This window comes from Nostoc sp. C110, from assembly GCF_043099725.1.
Classification (GTDB): Bacteria; Cyanobacteriota; Cyanobacteriia; order Cyanobacteriales; family Nostocaceae; genus Nostoc; species Nostoc muscorum_A.
Window position 1 is genome coordinate 2,969,465 of the sequence record NZ_CP171148.1, and the last position, 20,690, is coordinate 2,990,154.

The 20,690-nt window shown below is 41.1% G+C and carries 21 protein-coding genes; 18 read left to right on the forward strand and 3 right to left on the reverse strand.

Annotated elements, in window-relative coordinates; all coding sequences use genetic code 11:
• Positions 1 to 22 precede the first annotated feature (22 nt).
• The gene (gene nifB / locus ACFFRD_RS18295; protein WP_181852890.1) at positions 23 to 1,474 is read right to left on the reverse strand and encodes a nitrogenase cofactor biosynthesis protein NifB; all 1,452 of its coding nucleotides are present in this window, start codon (positions 1,472 to 1,474) and stop codon (positions 23 to 25) included.
• Positions 1,475 to 2,533: 1,059 nt separating this feature from the next.
• Positions 2,534 to 4,153 carry a PQQ-dependent sugar dehydrogenase gene (locus ACFFRD_RS18300; RefSeq protein WP_392482636.1) on the reverse strand — a complete coding sequence of 540 codons (1,620 nt, stop codon included), beginning with the start codon at positions 4,151 to 4,153 and terminating at the stop codon, positions 2,534 to 2,536.
• A gap of 697 nt (positions 4,154 to 4,850) precedes the next feature.
• Between ACFFRD_RS18300 and ACFFRD_RS18305 the strand changes: the two genes are divergently transcribed.
• The 17 genes from ACFFRD_RS18305 to ACFFRD_RS18385 all read left to right on the forward strand — a co-directional run bounded on the left by ACFFRD_RS18305 (position 4,851) and on the right by ACFFRD_RS18385 (position 17,030).
• Positions 4,851 to 8,471, forward strand: a complete 3,621-nt coding sequence (locus tag ACFFRD_RS18305) for a HEAT repeat domain-containing protein (RefSeq protein ID WP_392482637.1) — start codon at positions 4,851 to 4,853, stop codon at positions 8,469 to 8,471.
• Between the two features lie 15 nt (positions 8,472 to 8,486).
• Positions 8,487 to 8,717: a hypothetical protein gene (locus ACFFRD_RS18310; RefSeq protein WP_392482638.1), complete on the forward strand. Its 231-nt coding sequence runs from the start codon at positions 8,487 to 8,489 to the stop codon at positions 8,715 to 8,717.
• Positions 8,710 to 8,970, forward strand: coding sequence for a type II toxin-antitoxin system RelE/ParE family toxin (locus ACFFRD_RS18315; protein ID WP_392482639.1), 261 nt, complete (start codon positions 8,710 to 8,712; stop codon positions 8,968 to 8,970). The genes ACFFRD_RS18310 and ACFFRD_RS18315 overlap by 8 nt, the downstream gene beginning before the upstream one ends.
• Before the next feature lie 2 nt (positions 8,971 to 8,972).
• Positions 8,973 to 9,197: a type II toxin-antitoxin system HicB family antitoxin gene (locus ACFFRD_RS18320; protein WP_392482640.1), complete on the forward strand. Its 225-nt coding sequence runs from the start codon at positions 8,973 to 8,975 to the stop codon at positions 9,195 to 9,197.
• Between the two features lie 25 nt (positions 9,198 to 9,222).
• Entirely contained in the window at positions 9,223 to 9,477 is a 255-nt protein-coding gene (locus tag ACFFRD_RS18325; RefSeq protein ID WP_392482641.1) for a hypothetical protein, read from the forward strand.
• Positions 9,478 to 9,486: 9 nt separating this feature from the next.
• Positions 9,487 to 9,930, forward strand: a complete 444-nt coding sequence (locus ACFFRD_RS18330) for an HNH endonuclease (RefSeq protein ID WP_392482642.1) — start codon at positions 9,487 to 9,489, stop codon at positions 9,928 to 9,930.
• 90 nt (positions 9,931 to 10,020) lie between these two features.
• The gene (locus tag ACFFRD_RS18335; RefSeq protein ID WP_392483271.1) at positions 10,021 to 10,185 is read left to right on the forward strand and encodes a hypothetical protein; all 165 of its coding nucleotides are present in this window, start codon (positions 10,021 to 10,023) and stop codon (positions 10,183 to 10,185) included.
• A 48-nt stretch (positions 10,186 to 10,233) separates the two neighbouring features.
• Entirely contained in the window at positions 10,234 to 10,437 is a 204-nt protein-coding gene (locus tag ACFFRD_RS18340; protein ID WP_392482643.1) for a hypothetical protein, read from the forward strand.
• Between the two features lie 386 nt (positions 10,438 to 10,823).
• On the forward strand, positions 10,824 to 11,564 hold the full coding sequence (gene cysE, locus ACFFRD_RS18345) for a serine O-acetyltransferase (RefSeq protein ID WP_392482644.1): 741 nt from the start codon (positions 10,824 to 10,826) through the stop codon (positions 11,562 to 11,564).
• A gap of 59 nt (positions 11,565 to 11,623) precedes the next feature.
• Complete coding sequence (locus tag ACFFRD_RS18350) at positions 11,624 to 11,854, forward strand: Asr1405/Asl0597 family protein (RefSeq protein ID WP_163926979.1); 231 nt, start codon at positions 11,624 to 11,626, stop codon at positions 11,852 to 11,854.
• A 285-nt stretch (positions 11,855 to 12,139) separates the two neighbouring features.
• Entirely contained in the window at positions 12,140 to 12,337 is a 198-nt protein-coding gene (locus ACFFRD_RS18355; RefSeq protein ID WP_041565135.1) for a DUF2949 domain-containing protein, read from the forward strand.
• A 371-nt stretch (positions 12,338 to 12,708) separates the two neighbouring features.
• Positions 12,709 to 13,842 (forward strand): homocitrate synthase, encoded by a 1,134-nt coding sequence (nifV, locus tag ACFFRD_RS18360; RefSeq protein WP_190960680.1) that lies wholly within the window; start codon positions 12,709 to 12,711, stop codon positions 13,840 to 13,842.
• Positions 13,829 to 14,116 carry a nitrogen fixation protein NifZ gene (locus ACFFRD_RS18365; RefSeq protein ID WP_012407236.1) on the forward strand — a complete coding sequence of 96 codons (288 nt, stop codon included), beginning with the start codon at positions 13,829 to 13,831 and terminating at the stop codon, positions 14,114 to 14,116. Before nifV ends, ACFFRD_RS18365 begins: the two co-directional genes overlap by 14 nt.
• On the forward strand, positions 14,091 to 14,294 hold the full coding sequence (gene nifT, locus ACFFRD_RS18370; protein ID WP_114083693.1) for a putative nitrogen fixation protein NifT: 204 nt from the start codon (positions 14,091 to 14,093) through the stop codon (positions 14,292 to 14,294). The genes ACFFRD_RS18365 and nifT overlap by 26 nt, the downstream gene beginning before the upstream one ends.
• A 109-nt stretch (positions 14,295 to 14,403) precedes the next feature.
• Positions 14,404 to 14,946 carry a (2Fe-2S) ferredoxin domain-containing protein gene (locus tag ACFFRD_RS18375; RefSeq protein WP_392482645.1) on the forward strand — a complete coding sequence of 181 codons (543 nt, stop codon included), beginning with the start codon at positions 14,404 to 14,406 and terminating at the stop codon, positions 14,944 to 14,946.
• A 251-nt stretch (positions 14,947 to 15,197) separates the two neighbouring features.
• Positions 15,198 to 16,397, forward strand: a complete 1,200-nt coding sequence (locus tag ACFFRD_RS18380) for a PD-(D/E)XK nuclease family protein (protein WP_392482646.1) — start codon at positions 15,198 to 15,200, stop codon at positions 16,395 to 16,397.
• Between the two features lie 51 nt (positions 16,398 to 16,448).
• Positions 16,449 to 17,030 (forward strand): Uma2 family endonuclease, encoded by a 582-nt coding sequence (locus tag ACFFRD_RS18385; RefSeq protein WP_392482647.1) that lies wholly within the window; start codon positions 16,449 to 16,451, stop codon positions 17,028 to 17,030.
• Positions 17,031 to 17,079: 49 nt separating this feature from the next.
• On the opposite strand, the gene ACFFRD_RS18390 is transcribed toward ACFFRD_RS18385, so the two are convergent.
• Entirely contained in the window at positions 17,080 to 18,462 is a 1,383-nt protein-coding gene (locus ACFFRD_RS18390) for a 1-acyl-sn-glycerol-3-phosphate acyltransferase (protein ID WP_392482648.1), read from the reverse strand.
• A gap of 150 nt (positions 18,463 to 18,612) precedes the next feature.
• Here ACFFRD_RS18390 and ACFFRD_RS18395 point away from each other — a divergent pair, with 150 nt between their 5' ends.
• Entirely contained in the window at positions 18,613 to 20,427 is a 1,815-nt protein-coding gene (locus ACFFRD_RS18395; protein WP_392482649.1) for a proline--tRNA ligase, read from the forward strand.
• The last annotated feature ends 263 nt before the right edge of the window (positions 20,428 to 20,690 follow it).

Here is a 20,690-nt window from a genome sequence, read left to right on the forward strand (position 1 = left end):
CCTGTCCCCTGTAACCTATTCCCTATTCGTTATTCCCTAATTCCTTAACGTATTGCTCGTAGAACTCCAAAGCAACCTTTTCAATTACGTCGTAAGCTTCAATTGTCTTGATTCCAGCTTCTTGCAATTTTTCTTGAGGACAGTTACCAATCTTGGAGACTAAAACTGCTTTGCAATCTGCGATCGCTTTCATAATATGCTCAAAAGAAGCTTCTTCGCCGTATCCACCTTGGCAGTATTGGTCAATTTTGCGATGACCAACAAAGCGAACTTCGTTTCCACCCACTTCGTAAATTTGGAATTCTTTCGCATGACCGAAGTGTTGGTTAACTAATCCGCCGCCTTTGGTTGCTACTGCAACTAAAACTTTCGGACTGTTGGCAATTTTCTTACCAGCTAGCGCTTTATCTTTGGCTACTTTAAGTTCTTCTTTAAACTTCTCAATTCCTTCGTGAACAGTAGCGCGTTGTTCCATGTCATATTCGGGAGCCATTTCCAAGAATTTCTCTTTAGAAAATTCTTGGCTGCGGTCTTCTCCCAACAATCCGACTGCATCGGCACGACACTGGCGACAGTGACGCATCATTTTCATGTTACCAGAGCAGTTGTCTTGAACTTCTTTGAGTTCTTTGGGTGTGGGGCCGCGTTGACCGATTAAACCGAAGTGTGTGCCATGTTCTGGTGCAGAAATCAATGGCATGATGTTGTGCAAGAATGCACCTTTCTCACGGATGACTCGATTCACTTCAACTAAGTGATGGTCATTAATTCCGGGAATCATCACGGAGTTGACTTTGCACAAGATGTCAGCATCTTTCAGGGCTTGCAATCCTTCCATTTGTCTTTCGTGGAGGATCTTTGCACCTTCAAGACCTCTGTAACGCTTGCGTCTGTAGTGAACCCAAGGATAAATCTTAGCACCGATCTCTGGATCTACCATGTTAATGGTGATCGTTACGTGATCTATATTTAATTGTTTAATGCGATCGATGTAGTCGGGCAGCATTAAACCATTGGTTGATAAGCAAAGCTTGATGTCTGGTGCTTGTGCTGCAATCAACTCAAATGTGCGGAAGGTCTTTTCTGGGTTCGCCAATGGGTCGCCAGGGCCAGCAATTCCCACAACTGTCATTTGCGGAATCTTACCACCAATGACCAAAGCTTTGTGTGCGGCTTCTTCTGGTGTTAGCAATTCGCTAACTACTCCAGGACGGCTTTCGTTAGCGCAATCATATTTGCGGTTGCAATAGTTGCATTGGATGTTGCAAGCTGGTGCAACTGCAACGTGCATCCGGGCATAGTGGTGATGAGCGTCTTCGCTGTAGCAGGGATGTTTAGCAATGCGTTCTTGGAGCTTTTCGTCCCTTTCCACGGTGGTGCTGGTGGTGCTGTCACAGCCGCAACCACCTGATTTTGCTTGGGTTGGCGATTCCGTAGCGTTGGAGTTGAGGAGTCGTGTAGACGGTGATGTCATTGAGTTTCGCAAAAGGTCGGTGGACTTGGCTGCCACTGTGGGAGATGTTGTTGCTACTCTTTCATGCCCAGAATTGAAGTCGCGTCTTCCACACTGCCTGCAAACCCTTGGGTGAGAGCGACTTGTTTTCAAGTCAGGCAGGCGATAGATATCTGATGTTCGGCTGGTGTGTGTCAACGTTCGGTTCTTGGGTAGAATTTGTGCTTACAGCCGCGACTTCTCTTCACTTCAGGCATGGTGCTATGTCATCCCTCCACTCACTTTTCGCTTTGTTTTGTTTCAGAGCGTTAGGTGATTGGCGATATAAGATTTATAGCAGCCGTCTCCCAGCCAGATGTTGCGTCTCTCTAGGATAGAATTTATTGGATTTATTACTTTTGTACTCAAATACTAAAAACCCTAATTCTTCAAGCATTACAAGAATTAAAAAAGTTTTTTTCAGGTAGGGGTTCTAGTATTTTTTGGTTGGGGTTCTAGTGTTTATAGATAGGGGTTCAGGATTTCTTTGTACTCAGCCAAAACCCAATCCCAGTAAGGAATTTAATCTACTTGTAACTGGGTTTGGGTTATTTAAATGTGTACTCAGACTGCCCTCAAATTCCGTCAAAAGCAGTAAATGCCAAGGGTTTGAGGGTGAAAAACTGGAGTAGTCTACATCGTTCTACTCCAGAAACGTGCGAAATTCAATTCTGTATCTAACATATCATTTTTTTCAGGGTAAAAATGCAATTCATATTTATTTAATTTTTGCTTTGACAATGATATTCAATTGTGGTTCTAAGTCTTATCTGATAAGCGATATGAGGCAACGGAAATAGATATATTGCTGCACATAATTTTCAAAAAACTTAACTTTTAACTCCTTTTTTTTCATTCCCGCAATGAGGAGATGGGTAAGAAACTGTCGGATTTTGTGTTTAAGAGAAACAACAAACTATAATCTAACATGATTGAGCGATCGCAATGAATTTTCTGAATTGCTCATTACAAACCTTAGCAAAAAACTTAAACCCCTTCCCGCGTCGGGAAGGGGGAAAATTTCAAATCCGGCGAGTGGTGCTACTTAACCTCTATAAACGAGATTATGTTATCGAAGTCAGCCCCAACGGATTTATAATCACCAGCGCTAAACTCACGGCATCGACCACCAGTTTCATGTTGGCAGACACGTACTACGGTACCTGGTGGTACACTTAACGAGCTAATAGTGTCGTTTCCCACAACCTTTAAGCCACCTTGGTTGGCTTTGTATACTCCTGGAGTTATAGGAAAAGACTGGGAAGAACCAGCAAAATTAGCATCTCTGTAGACCTTAACCACCTTTGCTGACGGCGTGTAGGAGAGCTTGTAGATGGTGCCGCTATAATCATCCGAAATTAACAAATTACCTTGTTGATCGACTACCATATCTACGGGTCGCCCCCAGATTTCTTGTGTTCCTGCAACTAGCCAACCGTTGACTAAATCCATCTCCTGCTCTGGAACCTTTGTGCTATTGTTCCAGGGAAAGTAAGCTATTTTGTAGCCCGTTTTCTTCTGTCGATTCCATGAACCATGCAGCCCCGCCACTGCCCCATTTGAGTACAGGCTGGGAAAGTTGGTATTTTGTAGGAATGTTAGTCCCAAGGGAGCGGAATGGGCTTGGATACCCTTGTTAATCCTGTCCATTGCATTGCAATTAACCTTGCCATTAGCATTGAACTCATAGTCGCGGTCAAAGGGCATATTGTTCACGCCATTTGAAGTATCAGGATTGGGGTTGCAAAATGGCCAACCGTAGTTACCGCCATCTCGAACTCGCGTAAACTCCTCTGGTGGGTGGTTGTCCACGTAGGAAGGGATAATCTTACCGTAATTGCCACTGCCATCGTTGAAGGGATAGGCAATGTTATCTCGATTATTAACAACTACCCAAAGGTCATTTGTGTTAGGCAAGAATGCTAATCCTTCGGCATTACGTAAGCCTTGGGCAAACAGCCGTCGATTGCTTCCATCTGCGTTGTACTGGTAAACTGCACCACGGACTGGGTTACTGATAGTATCTTCCTTGCAGGCATTGCAGGTAGAGGCAATGGACACATACAGTTTGTGATTGGCATCAAGGGCGATGTTTTTCAGTTCGTGACCATAAGCGCCTTTGAGTTCACTTGTGCTGCTGTCTGGTAAACCAGTTACAACAATTTGACGATTTTTTGCGATTAAGTCTCCAGAGTTGTAGATGAAACGGTTAATTTGATGAGTTTCAGAGATATAAACGTATGTGGTGTTGTTAATCTTATGAAACACAATGTCGTGTGGCTTGCGTAGACCCGTCACAAAGTCAGAAATAATTGGGTCTTTGCTGCCATTTGGCCGGACAATTAATACTTTATTCCCACTGGGTTGTGATACTAAAAGATCCCCATTGGGAGCAACTGCCATAAAGCGAGCTTTGTTAATGCGAGTATAAACAGCGATGGAGAAGTTGGGGGGTACTTTCAAGTAACGGTTAATATTGAAGGGTGCATAGTTCATGCTACTAGGCACTTTCAGCTTGGTTTCAACAGAGGCCGCAGGCGGTTGGGCCAACGCTGCGGGGGAAAAAACCTCTAGGGATAAACTAGCAACTGAAGGGATCAAACTAAGTAGCGACGCAGATAATATGCGTTTGAGCATTGGTATTTGGTTCAGGGAAAACATAACCATTCTTAACTTTTCTCTAGCCTGGTAGTGATGTATCTCACACGTAACTCTCGGCTAGCCGAATTTTTCCGAGAGTCAGAACAAAGATACTCAGGGTACTTGTTTTTGAAAATACTTCGTTAAATATCTTTATATAGTGCATATACTATTATCTTTCCTAACTCATCAAAAAATGGGTGAATCAAGAGTTGCAAATAAAGGCATAGCGATCGCTCTTTTCAACTAAAATAGTCCTCAAAATCAACGGAATTATCATCATTGCAAATACCATAAAGCTTTGTGCAGAGAGCTTTACAGCGTTATTTCCATATCAATAAGCCAAATTGGTATTTGAAAAACCGTAAGCGTTCAACACTTGGTTTTTCTCAAAGAATTGATTGAGCCTGATGAAATCCGTTTGGTAATTGAGCGCACATATCCCTTGGTATAATTAGTGGCAGCTCGTGGTTATAGCGCAAGTGAATGTGCAGTGGGGAAAATTGCGATCGCGCAGTTAGCAATTGATCTAAAAAACCAAGGCGAAACTTAACCTCCCTTCCTGACGCGGAAACGGGGAAAAATTCAAAGTCTCTCTTCTTTTAGGAGAGAGATTCTTCAAATACCTGTGATATTTCTGCAATAACCCTGAAATCTGGAAACATTACTCCAGCTAGTGGATATACTCGTAATCAAAATCTCAACAGAAGCGAGTATTATGCTGGACTGGTTAGCTATGTGGGGTGTAACTCAGGCCGCCGGGTTGATTTTTAAACCCATTCTGGAAGACTTAGCCAAGGATGCTGCTAAAGATTGGGCTAAAGATTTATTAAAAGGCATCCCTGGCAAGATTGTGCAGAAACTTAAGAAGGAAGACATAGAAATTGCTGCTGGTAAAGCCTTAAAGGAATTTTTGCAACTCATGCAGCAGCAGTTAAAGGTTCGTTGCAAACTTGCTGAAGCTGAGATTAAAGAGTACACCAAAGACATCCAGAAATTTATCAGTGATAAGTCGGTTACAGAAATTCTTGGTCAGGCTTTTGATATTAATTGTGAATCTCTAGACGCTAAAACCCTAGAAGATAGTTGGAACAGGCTGCAATTAAAACCTCTGCCATCTAAGTTTAACTGGCAATCACTTACAGAACAGTATTTTACACAAGTCCAAGAACTTCTTTTAGATTCAAAAGAATTACACCATCTCCTCGAATTACAAAAGTTATCTGATATTGAAATAAATACCAAAGAAATTGCTGGTGTTATTGTAGATTTTAATTTAGTTAAATATCAAGAAGGAATCCGCGAGCGTTATGGCAATCTTAAGTTAGATAGCTTAGATACTAGCGGCTATGCCTATAACGAACTGAAATTATGGCGGATTTTTACTGCTCAAAATGTCCGGGAAACTCATCAAGTTTTAGCGCAAGTTCACGAACTGCCTAAAGAACATCTTAGACGGCTGCGAGAAAGTGACCAAGTAGAAGCAGAAGTGGAATTAGAAGAATTAGAACGCCATAAACGGGTTTATTTTGAACAGCCGATACATTCAGTTTTAGATGTTGTCAATAAAAAGCAAGATTATAAATATCTTGTGATTTTGGGCGATCCTGGTTCAGGTAAGTCTACATTGTTGCAATTTCTGGCTTTGAATTGGGCAGAGTCACCACTGGAGAATGTTATCTCATTACCAATTCCGTTGCTAATTGAATTACGCACTTATATGCGGCGACGGGAAGATAAAGAGTGCAATAATTTTCTAGAGTTTTTTCATCAATGTAGTGGTGCTGTTCATCATCTCAATCAGCTTGAACTAGATAAACAATTAAAAGCTGGTAATGCGTTAGTGATGTTTGATGGTTTGGATGAGGTATTTGACCCTGGTAAGCGAGAAGATGTAATTACTGATATTCATCGCTTTACTAATGACTATCCTGATGTGCAGGTAATTGTCACTTCTCGGATTATTGGCTATAAACCGCAACGATTGCTTAATGCTGAGTTTCGCCACTTTATATTACAAGATTTAGACTCAGAACAAATTCAGGATTTTATCTACCGTTGGCATGAGTTAACTTTTACCGATGCAGTAGATAAAGTGAGAAAATGGGAACGGCTACAAAGAGGAATTGAAGCATCCAAATCTATTGCAGAATTGGCGGGAAATCCTCTGCTGTTGACGATGATGGCAATTCTTAATCGTAATCAAGAGCTACCAAGAGATAGAGCTACACTTTACGATCAAGCATCGCGGGTGTTGCTGCATCAATGGGATGTGGAACGCGCTTTGACAGAAGATAAGAGGTTAGACCCGAAGACGATTGATTATAAAGATAAACAAGCAATGCTGCGTCAGGTTGCTTATCTTATGCAAACTGGTGAGAAAGGTTTGGCTGGTAATTTGATTAATGAAAATGATTTAGTCAAAGTTCTGACTGATTATCTCAAATCCATAGAATTTGATAAACCCAGAGAAGCTGCGCGGGTGATGATTAATCAACTACGGACTCGCAACTTTATGTTATGTTTTCTGGGTGCGGATTATTATGCTTTTGTGCATCGGACATTTTTAGAATATTTCTGTGCTTGGGAGTTTGTCTGGCAGTTTAAAGAAACGCAAACGCTGAGTATTGAGGAACTTAAGAATAAAGTTTTTGGCGAACACTGGCAGGATGAAACTTGGCATGAAGTTTTGCTGCTAATTGCAGGAATGATTGAGCCAAGATTTATTGGAGAGATTCTTGATTATTTAATGGCGCAAGATGGCGAAGAGGAAAAGTTTGTTAATATCTTTTTAGCGGCTAAGTGTCTTATAGAGGTGAGAAATCGCTCGGCGATCGCGTCAACAGCTACTCAATTACTTGACAAGCTAAAAGACTTAACTAAATATGACCTCTGGTATTATTACGACCCTAAGCCATATAGAAAAGAAACTAGGCTAGTTAAGGAAATTCGCACTCAAGCAGTCACAGCAATTGCAACGACCTGGCAAGAATCTCCTGACACCAAAACCTGGTTCAAAGAACGCGCCACCCAGGATGATCACCAAGATGTCCGATGTGCAGTAGTCCAAGAATTAGCAAAGAACTTCAAAGATGACCCCGACAACAAAACCTGGCTCAAAGAACGCGCCACCCAGGATGATCACCAAGATGTCCGATGTGCAGTAGTCCAAGAATTAGCAAAGAACTTCAAAGATGACCCCGACAACAAAACCTGGCTCAAAGAACGCGCTACCCAGGATGATCACCAAGATGTCCGATGTGCAGCAGTTCAAGAATTAGCAAAGAACTTCAAAGATGACCCCGACAACAAAACCTGGCTCAAAGAACGCGCTACCCAGGATGATTACTACTTTGTGCGACGTGCAGCAGTCCAAGAATTAGCAAAGAACTTCAAAGATGACCCCGACACCAAAACCTGGCTCAAAGAACGCGCTGCCCAGGATGATAACAGGGGTGTGCGAGGTGCAGCAGTCCAAGAATTAGCAAAGAACTTCAAAGATGACCCTGACACCAAAGCTTGGCTCAAAGAACGCGCTACCCAGGATGATGACAACTATGTGCGACGTGCAGCAGTCCAAGAATTAGCAAAGAACTTCAAAGATGACCCCGACACCAAAACCTGGCTCAAAGAACGCGCTACCCAGGATGATCACCAAGATGTCCGATATACAGCAGTCGAAGAATTAGCAAATCACTTCAAAGATGACCCCGACACCAAATCCATCCTCAAAGAACGCGCTACCCAGGATGATTACTACTTTGTGCGAAGTGGAGCAGTCTACGAATTAGCGAATCACTTCAAAGATGACCCCGACACCAAATCCATCCTCAAAGAACGCGCTACCCAGGATGATCATGAAGATGTGCGAAGTGCAGCAGTCTACGGATTAGCGGACAACTTCAAAGATGACCCCGACACCAAAACCTGGCTCAAAGAACGCGCTACCCAGGATAATCATGAAGATGTGCGAAGTGCAGCAGTTAGAGAATTAGCGGACAACTTCAAAGATGACCTCTACACCAAAACCTGGCTCAAAGAACGCGCTACCCAGGATAATCATGAAGATGTGCGAGGTGCAGCAGTTCAAAAATTAGCTAAATACTTTAAATATCAGCCTGAGTTGTTTGACATCTACTACAACTGCGCTGTTGATGATTCCTTTGAGCGCAAGCAAGATTATGAAACTAATCCTCGGCGCATTGCACTAGAGATAATTATCAAGCAATTTCCTCAGCATGAGCAGACTTTACCACTGTTGCGCGATCGCGCACAAAATGACCCAGATGAGCAGGTGCGGGAATTTGCTCAGAAGAAGTTGGCACAATTAGAGAAGTAGAAGAGTTGCAAAAATATGAGTAACACAGAAGTTCGTCAGCAAATCAACCAATATTTAGATGTATTATCTTCAGAACGCTTACAACTGGTTGCTGACTTTTTAGCGTATCTAGCAGATAAGGAGAGTGAAGACGCTACCCAAGAGTTGCTTGATATCCCTGGATTTATTGAATCATTTGAAGAAGGTAAAAAAGATATTGCTGAAGGTCGGGTAAAAAACTGGAGAACAATTCGGTCTGATGTATGACGTTGTGTTATCTGCCAAAGCCGAGGAGATTTATGCTACAGCAGACCAAGCTTTAGCCAAAAAGGTTGCTAGATGCTTTGAGCAACTAGAACAAAATCCTCGGTTTCATCCTAATGTTAAACCTCTCAAAGGTGACTTTGCAGGTTATTATCGCTATCGCATTGGTAACTATCGAGTAATTTATCAAGTTGATGATGCAACAAATCAAGTTATGGTAACTACTATTGCTCATCGACGAGAAGCTTATGAATAAATATGAAATATACAATCGTGATTCAATGGTCAGAAGAAGATCAATGTTGTGTGGTTTCGCTACCTGAGTTTACGCATATAATGCAGCCTTGCACTCACAGAGAGACTTACGAAGACGCTCTTAAAAATGCTCAGGAAGTTTTAGAGATGCTGATTGAATCATCTTTGGCTGACGGTGAACCTTTACCGGAGCCTAAGACACTAGGAAAGTCTTTGAAAGTTGCATAAAATTTATGAATTAAAAAGGTAGCTTATGAACACATCTGTAAATACAGCCAAAGTCTACGATGAAATTATAGAGTTTATTGCTGCTGGAACCACTCCCCAAAGTGTTATCGATTTCAAACTCTCGGATGCAGCCAAAGACCGTTTAGAGGATCTCGTTTACCGCGCAAAAACTGAAGGTCTTACAGGAAGTGATAAGCGAGAGTTAGATCATTTTCTGATGCTAGAGCATATCATGACTTTGGCAAAAGCAAGAGCTAATCAGTACATCAGCGCGGAGTGAGTATTCAAAGTGTCTCGTCCATATATTAATGCAGAATTGCGGCGTTTAGTTAGCGATCGCGCCGAGCATATTTGCGAGTATTGTCTCGTTTCTGAAGTAGACAGATCATCGGGTTGTCAAGTTGACCATATAATCAGTGTCAAACACGGCGGCGCTACAACAGCAGATAATCTCTGCTATGCCTGTATTTTCTGTAACCTGCAAAAAGGGACGGATTTAGGCTCAATTAATTGGCAAACTGGCGAACTTGTACGGTTTTTTAACCCACGCAGAGACTTTTGGGGCGATCATTTTCGACTAGATAAGGCTGTAATTGTGCATAAAACAGATATCGGTGAAGTCACCGCACGTATTCTAGATTTTAACAGTGATGAAAGGCTTATAGAACGACAAGCTTTGATTGCATCTGGTCAGTATCCCTCAGCATCAGCGCTAAAACAGATAAATAAATAAGTTATGATGTGCGATCGCATCCACCAATGGGAATTCTATACTTAGCAACTATTGCTACTTCACTTTTAGAACTCCCAAGGTAAATATATAATGGCTTATCAAAATATTACAGCGTCCCTTTCTCCACAAGATATCCAAGAAATTAAAGCCGCGCTACAGACAGTCCAAAAAAAGATGCCGTTTCTGATTACTCTCAGCACAGAAGAACGGCGTAAGTTAGTAAAAATGGGCGACAAAAGCCCAGTCTATGGCTGAAAATGCTTATTGGCAGCCTCTACCTCACAAATCCCTGGCAGAGGCGCAATGAAGTACATTTCTAAATTCTACCTGGAACGAGATTTAAATCTGGAAACGAGATTTATAAAAATTTTGGCGATCGCTATTCCCACACATCTATATAATAAGAAAACAGTCACAATGAGCGATAACTATATTTTGAAACGTATATCTGCATACAGACAGCAAATCCTAAAAGAAAATAAAGAAACCTGTCTTTCGCTCAACTAAATAATAGGATACTAATAGTAGTAGCATATACAGAAAATCAATTTGTAGGCTTATCTAACTGATGTTTGAGTGCATCTGAGTACAACTTAATATATTGCAAAATATCTTGACGAAATCTTAGCAAAGGCTTACGGGTAAAGTTTCTTGTAGCGTGAACAGAAATTCTTAACCCCCGCCCCAAAAATACTAGTACCCCCATCGTTAAATACTAGCGCCCCTAACCCCAGACAAATTTTAACTTTATGTTAAGTCGGGGTTTCGGCGTTTGAGTACAACCTTAATCAATCCAATAAATCCAATCAGCATTGGGTTTCCTATCGAGTTGGATGTCACCTGATATAAGCATAAAAATAGCAGATGACTTATTTACCAGATAGACATTACCGATGCAACAGTCTTTAGACAGTATTAGCGATCCCCCCAGTACCAAAACGCAGGATTCTGCACATACATCCATGCTGAAAAATCTTCTCTCTGGCGGTTTTTTTGAGCCATTATTGAGTGATTTTCGCATTATCTTTGAGCGCGATCCCGCAGCACGTAATTGGCTAGAGGTAGTGTTTTGCTATCCCGGATTGCACGCACTCTGTTTGCATCGTCTTGCTCACTGGTTACATGGTCGAGGAGTCGGTTTTATTCCCCGATTTATTTCTCACTTGGGGAGATTTTTGACAGGAATTGAAATTCACCCAGGTGCAGAGATTGGGCAAGGCGTATTTATCGACCACGGAATGGGTGTTGTCATTGGGGAAACTGCGATCGTGGGCGACTACACACTGATTTACCAGGGCGTTACCCTTGGCGGAACTGGTAAAGAAACTGGTAAGCGTCATCCCACAGTGGGCAAAAATGCAGTGATCGGGGCGGGTGCGAAAGTTTTGGGTAATCTGCAAATTGGCGATCGCGTTCGTATTGGCGCAGGTTCAATTGTCTTGCGGGATATCCCCAGCGATTGCACAGTTGTGGGAATTCCCGGTCGAATTATTTCCCGAAATGAAAACGCCAGCCTTTCTCCTTTAGAACATGGAAAGCTACCCGATATGGAAGCAACCGTGATTCGTTCTTTGCTCTCGCGTGTTGAAGAACTCGAAAAACAACTGCAAACTTTAGGTGTTAAGAGTCATTAGTCATTGGTCATTGGTTATTTGCAAATGACAAAGGACAACTGACAAAGGACAAAGGACAAATGACAAATCACGTTTTGCAGATTCCTCGGAGCGATCGCTGGCGAATCTATCACCGATTGCAAGAGTTAAAAATAAATAGCTCTTGTCCCCCCGATGGTTCTTTACGAGTGCAAGTGAACAATTTGCTAGAAGCGATTCTAATTCGCAGTACAGTTATGCAATTTCTCGCTTCTCGCCAGGAATTATTAGAGTGGCTAGAGCGTTGCTGGCATTACAGCGATGAATCATGAATCTTCTCATTAATCTTGAATTCATGACGCAATCACTGAACTTTATCCTTTTTGTTCATGGATGCACAAAGCTTAAATAGCTTTAGAGTTTGAAGCTACTGTATGCTTGCAGAATTTATTGCAGACTGAGATGGATTGGATGAGGTTTAGATTTTGTTTCTTCTGCTAAATCTAAATTTCTCCTGACATATAGCAACAATTAAAAATGCGAAATTCCCAAATAAAAATTGGAATTTCTGATTTTTAAGTTTTTCCCAAATTAAGAAATTGAAAGTTCAATCACTTATGGCGACTCGGAACAGAGATATAAAACTCCTCAATTATTTGCACAACGAACTTGAACTTTCAAATGCCGATATTGCTGTAGCTCTGCGACACCGTGAATTAGAAAATGGGCCACTACCGATGCTCCTTTGGCAGTATGGTTTAGTTGATTTGGAGCAGCTAGGAAAGATTTTTGATTGGCTAGCAGAACATAGTTAGCAAATTTGTACCTTGTAGCTTTGAGTCCCATTACCTGCCTAAAGTACACACTAATGCTCTAGAAAATCTGAGGTTACTAAGATGATTACATCCTTAATTGCTGGATTCTGTGTTTTACTTTGTTCAGGATTTGCTAATAGTTATATTAGTTCATTGCTACTCGAAGAGGTTTCAACTGACATCGGTAAAAACGATTAGTAAATTATACATTGATTTAGTTCCCTGTCATACAGATGTGATGCTGCTAATAGGTCAATAATTAAGGATCATGTATCCTACATTATGAATTGTGATATTTTTAGCATTTGCCATCGCTGGGGATTGTAGAGAGAAAGGATATTAAGAATACTTCCAAGAGAGGGATATTTGCAATGAATCAAATCATAATTAATGACACTACACTACGTGATGGTGAACAAGCGGCAGGTGTTGCTTTTACCCTAGAAGAAAAAGTTGCGATCGCTAAATTTCTCGATGCCATTGGTATTCCCGAATTAGAAGTCGGTATACCGGCAATGGGTGATGAAGAAACCCGGGCGATCGCCGCAATTTCTGATTTGGGTTTACAAGCAAAACTCCTCGGCTGGAACCGCGCCGTCATCTCAGATATTAAGGCTTCTATTGCTTGCGGTATGAACCGGGTGCATATCGCCATTCCCGTCTCTGGTATCCAAATCGCCGCCAAATTCCACGGTCAATGGCGAGTAAGTTTGCAAAAGCTCAAAGACTGTATCAGCTTCGCCGTCGATCAAGGTCTTTGGGTAGCAGTCGGCGGCGAAGATTCTTCCAGGGCTGATGAAAACTTCCTTTTAGATGTAGCGCTTTATGCCCAAGAATGGGGTGCATCCCGGTTCCGCTTCTGCGACACCGTAGGAGTTCTCGACCCTTTCACCACCTACACCAAGGTTAAACGGCTGGTTTCAGCTTTGATGATTCCCCTAGAAATCCACACCCACAATGATTTTGGTCTGGCAACAGCCAACGCCCTTGCGGGTATCAAAGCCGGAGCCTTATCAGTTAATACCACAGTTAACGGATTAGGTGAAAGGGCGGGAAATGCAGCTTTAGAAGAAGTTGTCATGGCAATTAAACGCATCTATGGCGTTGATTTAGGCATCGACACTCCCAGTTTGCTGGAACTGTCTCAACTAGTTGCAGCCGCATCAGGAGCTAGCGTACCACCTTGGAAAGCGATCGTTGGCGAAAATACCTTTGCTCACGAATCTGGCATCCATGCTCACGGGGTATTGCAAAACCCCATTACCTACGAACCATTTGCTCCTGAAGAGGTTGGTTGGGAACGGCGTTTAGTATTAGGTAAACATTCTGGACGGCATTTGGTTTCAAACTTGCTAGAACAGCATGGAATTTTCTTGAACTCCCAAGAAACCCAATCTGTTTTAGATGCAGTGCGCCATCAATCGGTACAGAAAAAACGCAGCCTGACGACAGAAGAACTATTGAATTTGGTCAGAGAACAGAGGTACTCTCATGCAACGCGATGAATTAGAGCTAAACTTGCCACCTGCTTTTGAAATTGGTGAAAAAGTCAGAGTTCGGAAACTGCTCAAAAACGATGGTACCTTTCCTGGTAAAGAAGTCGGGCAAGTTTTAGTGAACAAAGGAGATATCGGCTACATAGCCAGTATAGGAACATATTTGCAGACTTCCTATATATATGCTGTGCATTTCTTGGAAACAGGATTCGTCGTCGGCTGTAAGAAAAAAGAACTAGAATCTGTTGAGGAATCTCATGAAAGTAATGCTACGCATGAATGATGCCGGTACTTTAGTAGTTTACGTTGCTAAAAAAGACCTTGAAGAAGAAGTCGTCAAACAAACCGATGGAAATGATGGCAAGATTCTTACCCTAGCAAACGGTTGGGAATTAGAATTTCGTGATTTGCCAGACACAGCAAATTTACCTCAAACAGTAGAAGCTAAACGCCTCGCGTAAAAATAGTTAGGAGTAATGAGTTAAGAGTTATAAATTTTAACTCCTAATTCCTCACTCCTAACTCCTCACTTTTAACTCCTCATCCCCCACTCCTAACTTTTTATCAATTATGGGTGACAAGTATTTGACGTTATCAGAATTAAATCTTGAGGGACAGTTACTAGGTTTTGTTGGTGGTGAACCAGGAAAATATAAATATATGCAATTGGCAGTTCCATCTGGAAATGTGGAAATTAAACTGCCTAAAGAGTTGCGCCGTTTACTAAGTTCATCTTTAATTCCTGGCCAGCAAATTCGCGTTTGTGGCCATAGTAAGATAGACTCGCGCACAAGTAAAATTAAAATTAAAGCCTATCGAGTGACACCAATTGATACATGTCCAAAGCAAGAGTTAGCACCTCAAAGCAAAGCCAAGATTATGGTATGTCAAAAGGGTGGTTGCCTGAAACGTGGTGGTAAAGGGTTATTATCAGAATTAGAAAAAACTTTGTGCGATCGCGGTTTGTTAGACAAAGTTACCATTGAACATACAAGTTGCCAAAAATGCTGTGGCAGCGCTCCCAACTGTGTTTTACACCTTGGTAAAAAGAAATACAAGAATATTCATCCTGAAGCGATCGCAACTTTGTTAGAAAGTCACTTAACTCAATAGTAGTAACCTTCGCTAGCTTTTCTTAAAACAATACACAACTTTGTAGGGGTAAAATTTTTACCCCTATTTGTTGTAAGTATCATACAGTAATCTTGTCAAACTGCGATCGGCTAAGTTATAACTGCTGCAACGCTTGTAATATCGAATACAAACATAACTTATAAAATTTTTTGTAGTCTTGTTCTATCAGAACTACAACCCTAGTTATTGTGTATAAATTTTCCGCAAATATCTTAAATAGCTAAAAATCAATGTCTTTGTTTAGCAATTTACTCAACCTACATTCAGGAAACAAGCCGCTTGAAGATTTTTTTACAGAGATTGTTGCTTATTTTTTATCCCTGAATAACGATATTTTAATTGATTGGCTAAAACATCACTCAATCATTAGTGATGATAATTATTCCAGCATAAAGATTTCAACCCAACAAGAACACAAAGGAATTGAAAGCCATACAGAGGATAGCAGACTTGATATTGTGGTTGAACTCTCAACTGGTTTAGATACAGATGTAATATTTATTGAATCAAAAGTTGGCTCTACAGAAACACCAGGACAATTAAAAAAATATGCTGATATTTTGAGTAATTTACAAAATGTTAGACATCGAATTTTAATTTACATCACTCGTGATTATGACCCAAAAGAAGAAATCAAACAAGATGATTGTGAGCCAAAACTGACAATCAAAGAGTATTGCCTTAAGTTATCACCCAAGATTAATTTCTTCCAACTGAGGTGGTATCAGTTTTATAGCTTCTTGAAAGAACGCGCATCTGATATCTTAACCCAAGAAATATTAACTTTCATGAGGAATAATAGAATGTCTTACACAAATCAATTTTCATCAGTTGACTTATTGACAATGGTGAACTTTAACAAAACTTTCAAGCTTATGGAATCAACCATTAGTGAAGAAGTTAAAAAAGAACTCAAGGAATCTTTCGCTGGTATAAATAAACACGATATAGATGGTTTGTATCAATGGAAATCTAAAAATAGATATATAATAGGTACTAGCTTATCTAACAGAAAAGGGGATTTATGGTGTGGTCTTGGATACTTCAATTTAAATCCAGATAATTTAACTGATTATCCATCTATCGGTATATTTTTGGAGGTGTCCCCTGGTTTTGTAGAACGCCCAAAAATTATTGAATCCATGCAGAAAGTAATTAACGATAAACCCAATATATGGACTCCTGAGAATTTAACCATTTTGCCAGCATGGTCAGCTATATTTTATCGAAAAAGCCTACAAGAATTTTTATCTGAAAAAGACCAGCTATCTGCTATTAAATTCTTTTTCAAAGAGTCAATAGAGGAATTAAAAACGGTTCATCAACAATATTTCAACTTTCTTCAGAATGGTGCAACTATAGAAGAAACTACAGAAGCTTATAAAGAAGAAGACCCAAACACATTATCATCTTCTATCGCAGAAGTTTAATCAGCTACAGCTATATTAATATAGAAATAACTCTGCATTCTCGTAGTTGTTATGAGCCTTATCACTGCTAAACGCTTTACTATAGCTGAATATCACCGTCTAGCTGAACTCGGCTTCTTTGAGGAGAATGACCGAGTTGAGCTAATTAAGGGTGAAATAATCCAGATGGCAGCAAAAGGTACACCACACTCTGTTTGCAGCACCCGCTTATATCGGGAGCTGTTCAAGCTGGTTCTAGAAGAGGCGATTCTTCGAGGACAAGAACCAATTATTATACCTAATGATAGTGAACCAGAACCTGATCTAGTCATTGTGCGAAATCGTCCTGATGACTATTTAGAAGCTCATCCTAGCCCATCTGATGTATTGCTAGTAATTGAAATTTCTAATTCCACTTTGAAATATGACCAAGATGTAAAATTATCTGTTTATGCAGAAGCTGGTATTCCCGACTATTGGATATTTAATTTACTAGATAACTATCTAGAATCTTACAGTGAACCTTATAAAGATTTGCAAGGTAAATTTGGTTATCGTCGTAAGTTAATTTTTCTGCCTAATGAGTCAGTTAATTTGCCATATTTTTCTGATTTAGTTCTGGATTTATCTAAGGTATTTCCGGTTAATATATAAAAGGCTATATCTAATTGCAACTCACTGTGCGTCTACGTTGGACACCAATTTAAATCAAACTTTCCAACGCATGTTGTAAATCATTTGTCACATCAGCAACAGCTTGTCTAGCACCTAACCGATTTTCCTTATACGCTGGGTAACGCTCAGAAATTGATATGGGTTCACCAATAGTAATTTTTACTTTTTGCTTACCCAATTGTGGGCGTTGTAAACCTTTATCGCCTTTGATTTTAGCAATCATTTGCCATAAAATTAAAGTCGTCTCAGCAAACCTTTCTACTGTTGGATTTTCACGAATATAATTACCAGAAACTGCCACAAAACTTTCTACTAAACGCATGTGCCACATCCGCGCATTCGCTTCTTCAGCAACGCGATCGCCTAAAGCTCTTTCTACAGCAGAGACTCCTTTGACATCCTTAAATTCTTCTCTAAATATATAATTCCAACCTGCTTGTTCTACCCGCCGACAACGATCGCTCAAACTACCTTTTGATTGCAAATTAAAATACTGTTCTGATATTAACAATGCTGCATTCAACAACGCTTGTAAACGAACTGCTAACGCTTCATTTCTATCTGTAATTTGCCCGTTGACAATCTTGGGATCTGGCAGTTTCTGATGATAAAACCGGGTGTAAAATTCTTCCATGAGCAAAAGTAAATGTTCTGCCAAAGCCAACAACCGAGGATAAAGCGACTCTATAGAAGCATTTTCTGCTGAATTCACAGGTAAACCACTAGCCGCTTCCAATTCACTTAAAAGATTTGCGATCGCACCCCAAGGAGCATCAACGTAACTATATTTAATCCCAACTGGTACAATTAGAACCTGTTCAGGGCGTTCAGCTTTTTGTAAGTCTTCAGCACACCAAAAGCCTAATTGGGCAATACCAGGTTCTAAGGGGCTGATATTCTCCGATAAACCATTGGTTGCACCCTCTGGCGCAGCCGCCATCGGAAACTTCCCATTGGCGAACAAGTCACGCGCCGAACGTAACCCCGTCCAGTCAGCTTTACCTCGCTGAATTGGAGTACCACCTAAATGAGAAGCAATCCAGCCAACGTGGGAACCTGCCCAGAGAGGAATGCCGCGATCGTAGATAAAATGAGCGTGAATGGGATGTTGTAGTGTTGTACTTTGCGATCGCGCTATCTTTGGTACAAGTTGAGATAACAAGTAAGCCAAACAAAACGGATCGTCTGTTTTTGGATGGCGAAATGCCAGCATAAAACGGATCTTACCCTCGTGAAACTGGCGATAGAGATCCACCAGCACCTCTACGTTGTCTGCTTCAATTTGGGTAATAGGTGTTTGCCAGTTTATCCAACTGGGTAGCAACATATGAACAACTCGTAGAAATAAGGGGTTAAACGCCGGAGGAATAAATTCTAAGGGTGGCTGTGCTTGATAAATTACATCTGCCAAGGTAGTTTTCTCCTAAAGTTGCGATCGAAAAAGGCGGAAGGCTATAAGTAAAAATGAAAAATAAATAACGCTGTGTACTTTGTACTTCATCCTTAATACTTCATACTTTAGTTGACATAGAAATTAGCGATCAAAGAAAGGCTATAAACGATGCGACTGTCACAAATGTTATTCGTTACACTCCGGGATGATCCAGCTGATGCTGAGATTCCTAGCCATAAATTATTACTCCGTGCAGGCTACATTCGTCGCATCGGTAGTGGTCTTTATGCTTATTTGCCGTTAATGTGGCGGGTACTGCAAAAAGTTTCCCAGATTGTGCGAGAAGAAATGAACGCTACAGGCGCACAAGAATGTCTCCTACCACAATTACAACCGGCTGATTTATGGAAAGAATCGGGACGCTGGGACACTTACACCAAAGCTGAGGGGATCATGTTTTCCCTAATTGACCGCCGTGAGCAACAATTAGGATTAGGCCCAACTCATGAAGAAGTAATCACAGCGATCGCTCGTGATATGATTCGCTCTTATCGCCAGTTACCACTGCATCTCTACCAAATTCAAACTAAATTCCGCGATGAAATTCGTCCCCGCTTTGGTTTGATGCGCGGACGCGAATTTATCATGAAGGACGGCTACTCCTTCCATACCGATGAAGCCAGCCTCAAAGAAACTTACCAGGATATGTATAAAGCCTACAGCAACATCCTGCGACGTTCTGGTTTAGCTTTTCGGGCAGTGGAAGCTGATTCTGGTGCAATTGGCGGTTCTGGTTCCACAGAATTTATGATTTTGGCGGAAGCTGGTGAAGACGAAGTTCTCTACACTGAGGATGGCAAATACGCCGCTAACGTAGAAAAGGCTGTTTCTTTACCAATTGATGCGGAAATCTCACGGTTTACAACTTACGAAAAACGGGATACACCTGGAACAGAGACGATTGAAAAGGTGTGTCAACTCCTCAACTGTTCTCCGACTCAATTGGTGAAAAATGTCCTTTATCAGACGGTTTATGATAATGGTATAACCGTGTTAGTTCTGGTGAACATTCGAGGCGAGCAGGAAGTTAATGAGGTCAAATTGCAAAATGAATTGACCAAATTAGCTTCTGAATATGGCGCTAAAACTATTATTAGTTTGAATGTACCAAATGTAGAAGCACAGCAAACGTGGACAGCCAAATCTCTACCTTTAGGCTACATTGCGCCAGACATCGCAGATGAGTATATTGCTGCTAATAAACAGATTCATCCCAAGTTTTTACGCTTGGTGGATCAGACAGCCGTTGATTTAAAAAACTTTGTTACAGGTGCGAATGAAGCTGGTTATCACGTAGTTGGTGCTAATTGGGGTGAGCAATTTAAGTTACCAGAGCGAGTAGTAGATATTCGCAAGTCAAGACCGGGCGATCGCGCCATCCATAACCCAGAACAAACCTTACAAAGCGCCCGTGGAATCGAAGCCGGTCATATTTTCCAATTAGGCACTAAATATTCCCAAGCGATGGGAGCAACTTATACCAATGAACAGGGTGAAGAAAAGCCGTTATTTATGGGTTGTTTTGGTGTAGGCGTATCACGACTAGCCCAAGCTGCCGTAGAGCAATCTTATGATAAAGATGGGATTATTTGGCCCGTTGCGATCGCACCCTACCACGCGATCATCACGATTCCTAACATTAAAGATGCTCAACAAATCGAAGTTGCCCAAAAACTTTACACAGAACTCAATCAAGCAGGAGTTGAAACCCTACTAGATGACCGCGACGAACGGGCTGGAGTTAAATTTAAAGATGCTGACTTGATTGGCATCCCTTATAGAATTGTAACCGGACGCGCGATCGCTAATGGCAAAGTCGAAGTTGTAGAAAGAGCCACCCGCAACTCTCAAGAAATTGTCATAGAGGAAGTTACAACCACACTCAAACAGTGGATTACCGCCGCCACTCAGGTAAAAAATTAAACTTCAACATTTACGCAGAGGAATCAATATTTTACTTTGTGTTCCTCTGCGTTTTACTCAGCGTTCCTCTGCCTTGTAAATTAATCATCTCCAAAAAGAATGAAATTTACATAATTTGGTAGGTGACGGATTAGAAATATAAATTCTAAAATTGAAAAAGGGACTTGCGGAATTAAAAATAATCGCCCTTAGAGGCATAAAGTCTCCTCCAGGTTTCGGGAAACTCTCTACTTGTAAGTATCGTCTTTAACCAGGCTGCTCCT

Coding starts and splice junctions, on each gene's coding strand:
- nifB (WP_181852890.1), bottom strand. CDS start 1,474: ATGACATCACCGTCTACACGACTCCTCAACTCCAACGCTACGGAATCG.
- ACFFRD_RS18300 (WP_392482636.1), bottom strand. CDS start 4,153: ATGTTTTCCCTGAACCAAATACCAATGCTCAAACGCATATTATCTGCG.
- ACFFRD_RS18305 (WP_392482637.1), top strand. CDS start 4,851: ATGCTGGACTGGTTAGCTATGTGGGGTGTAACTCAGGCCGCCGGGTTG.
- ACFFRD_RS18310 (WP_392482638.1), top strand. CDS start 8,487: ATGAGTAACACAGAAGTTCGTCAGCAAATCAACCAATATTTAGATGTA.
- ACFFRD_RS18315 (WP_392482639.1), top strand. CDS start 8,710: ATGTATGACGTTGTGTTATCTGCCAAAGCCGAGGAGATTTATGCTACA.
- ACFFRD_RS18320 (WP_392482640.1), top strand. CDS start 8,973: ATGAAATATACAATCGTGATTCAATGGTCAGAAGAAGATCAATGTTGT.
- ACFFRD_RS18325 (WP_392482641.1), top strand. CDS start 9,223: ATGAACACATCTGTAAATACAGCCAAAGTCTACGATGAAATTATAGAG.
- ACFFRD_RS18335 (WP_392483271.1), top strand. CDS start 10,021: ATGGCTTATCAAAATATTACAGCGTCCCTTTCTCCACAAGATATCCAA.
- ACFFRD_RS18340 (WP_392482643.1), top strand. CDS start 10,234: ATGAAGTACATTTCTAAATTCTACCTGGAACGAGATTTAAATCTGGAA.
- cysE (WP_392482644.1), top strand. CDS start 10,824: ATGCAACAGTCTTTAGACAGTATTAGCGATCCCCCCAGTACCAAAACG.
- ACFFRD_RS18350 (WP_163926979.1), top strand. CDS start 11,624: ATGACAAATCACGTTTTGCAGATTCCTCGGAGCGATCGCTGGCGAATC.
- ACFFRD_RS18355 (WP_041565135.1), top strand. CDS start 12,140: ATGGCGACTCGGAACAGAGATATAAAACTCCTCAATTATTTGCACAAC.
- nifV (WP_190960680.1), top strand. CDS start 12,709: ATGAATCAAATCATAATTAATGACACTACACTACGTGATGGTGAACAA.
- ACFFRD_RS18365 (WP_012407236.1), top strand. CDS start 13,829: ATGCAACGCGATGAATTAGAGCTAAACTTGCCACCTGCTTTTGAAATT.
- nifT (WP_114083693.1), top strand. CDS start 14,091: ATGAAAGTAATGCTACGCATGAATGATGCCGGTACTTTAGTAGTTTAC.
- ACFFRD_RS18375 (WP_392482645.1), top strand. CDS start 14,404: ATGGGTGACAAGTATTTGACGTTATCAGAATTAAATCTTGAGGGACAG.
- ACFFRD_RS18380 (WP_392482646.1), top strand. CDS start 15,198: ATGTCTTTGTTTAGCAATTTACTCAACCTACATTCAGGAAACAAGCCG.
- ACFFRD_RS18385 (WP_392482647.1), top strand. CDS start 16,449: ATGAGCCTTATCACTGCTAAACGCTTTACTATAGCTGAATATCACCGT.
- ACFFRD_RS18395 (WP_392482649.1), top strand. CDS start 18,613: ATGCGACTGTCACAAATGTTATTCGTTACACTCCGGGATGATCCAGCT.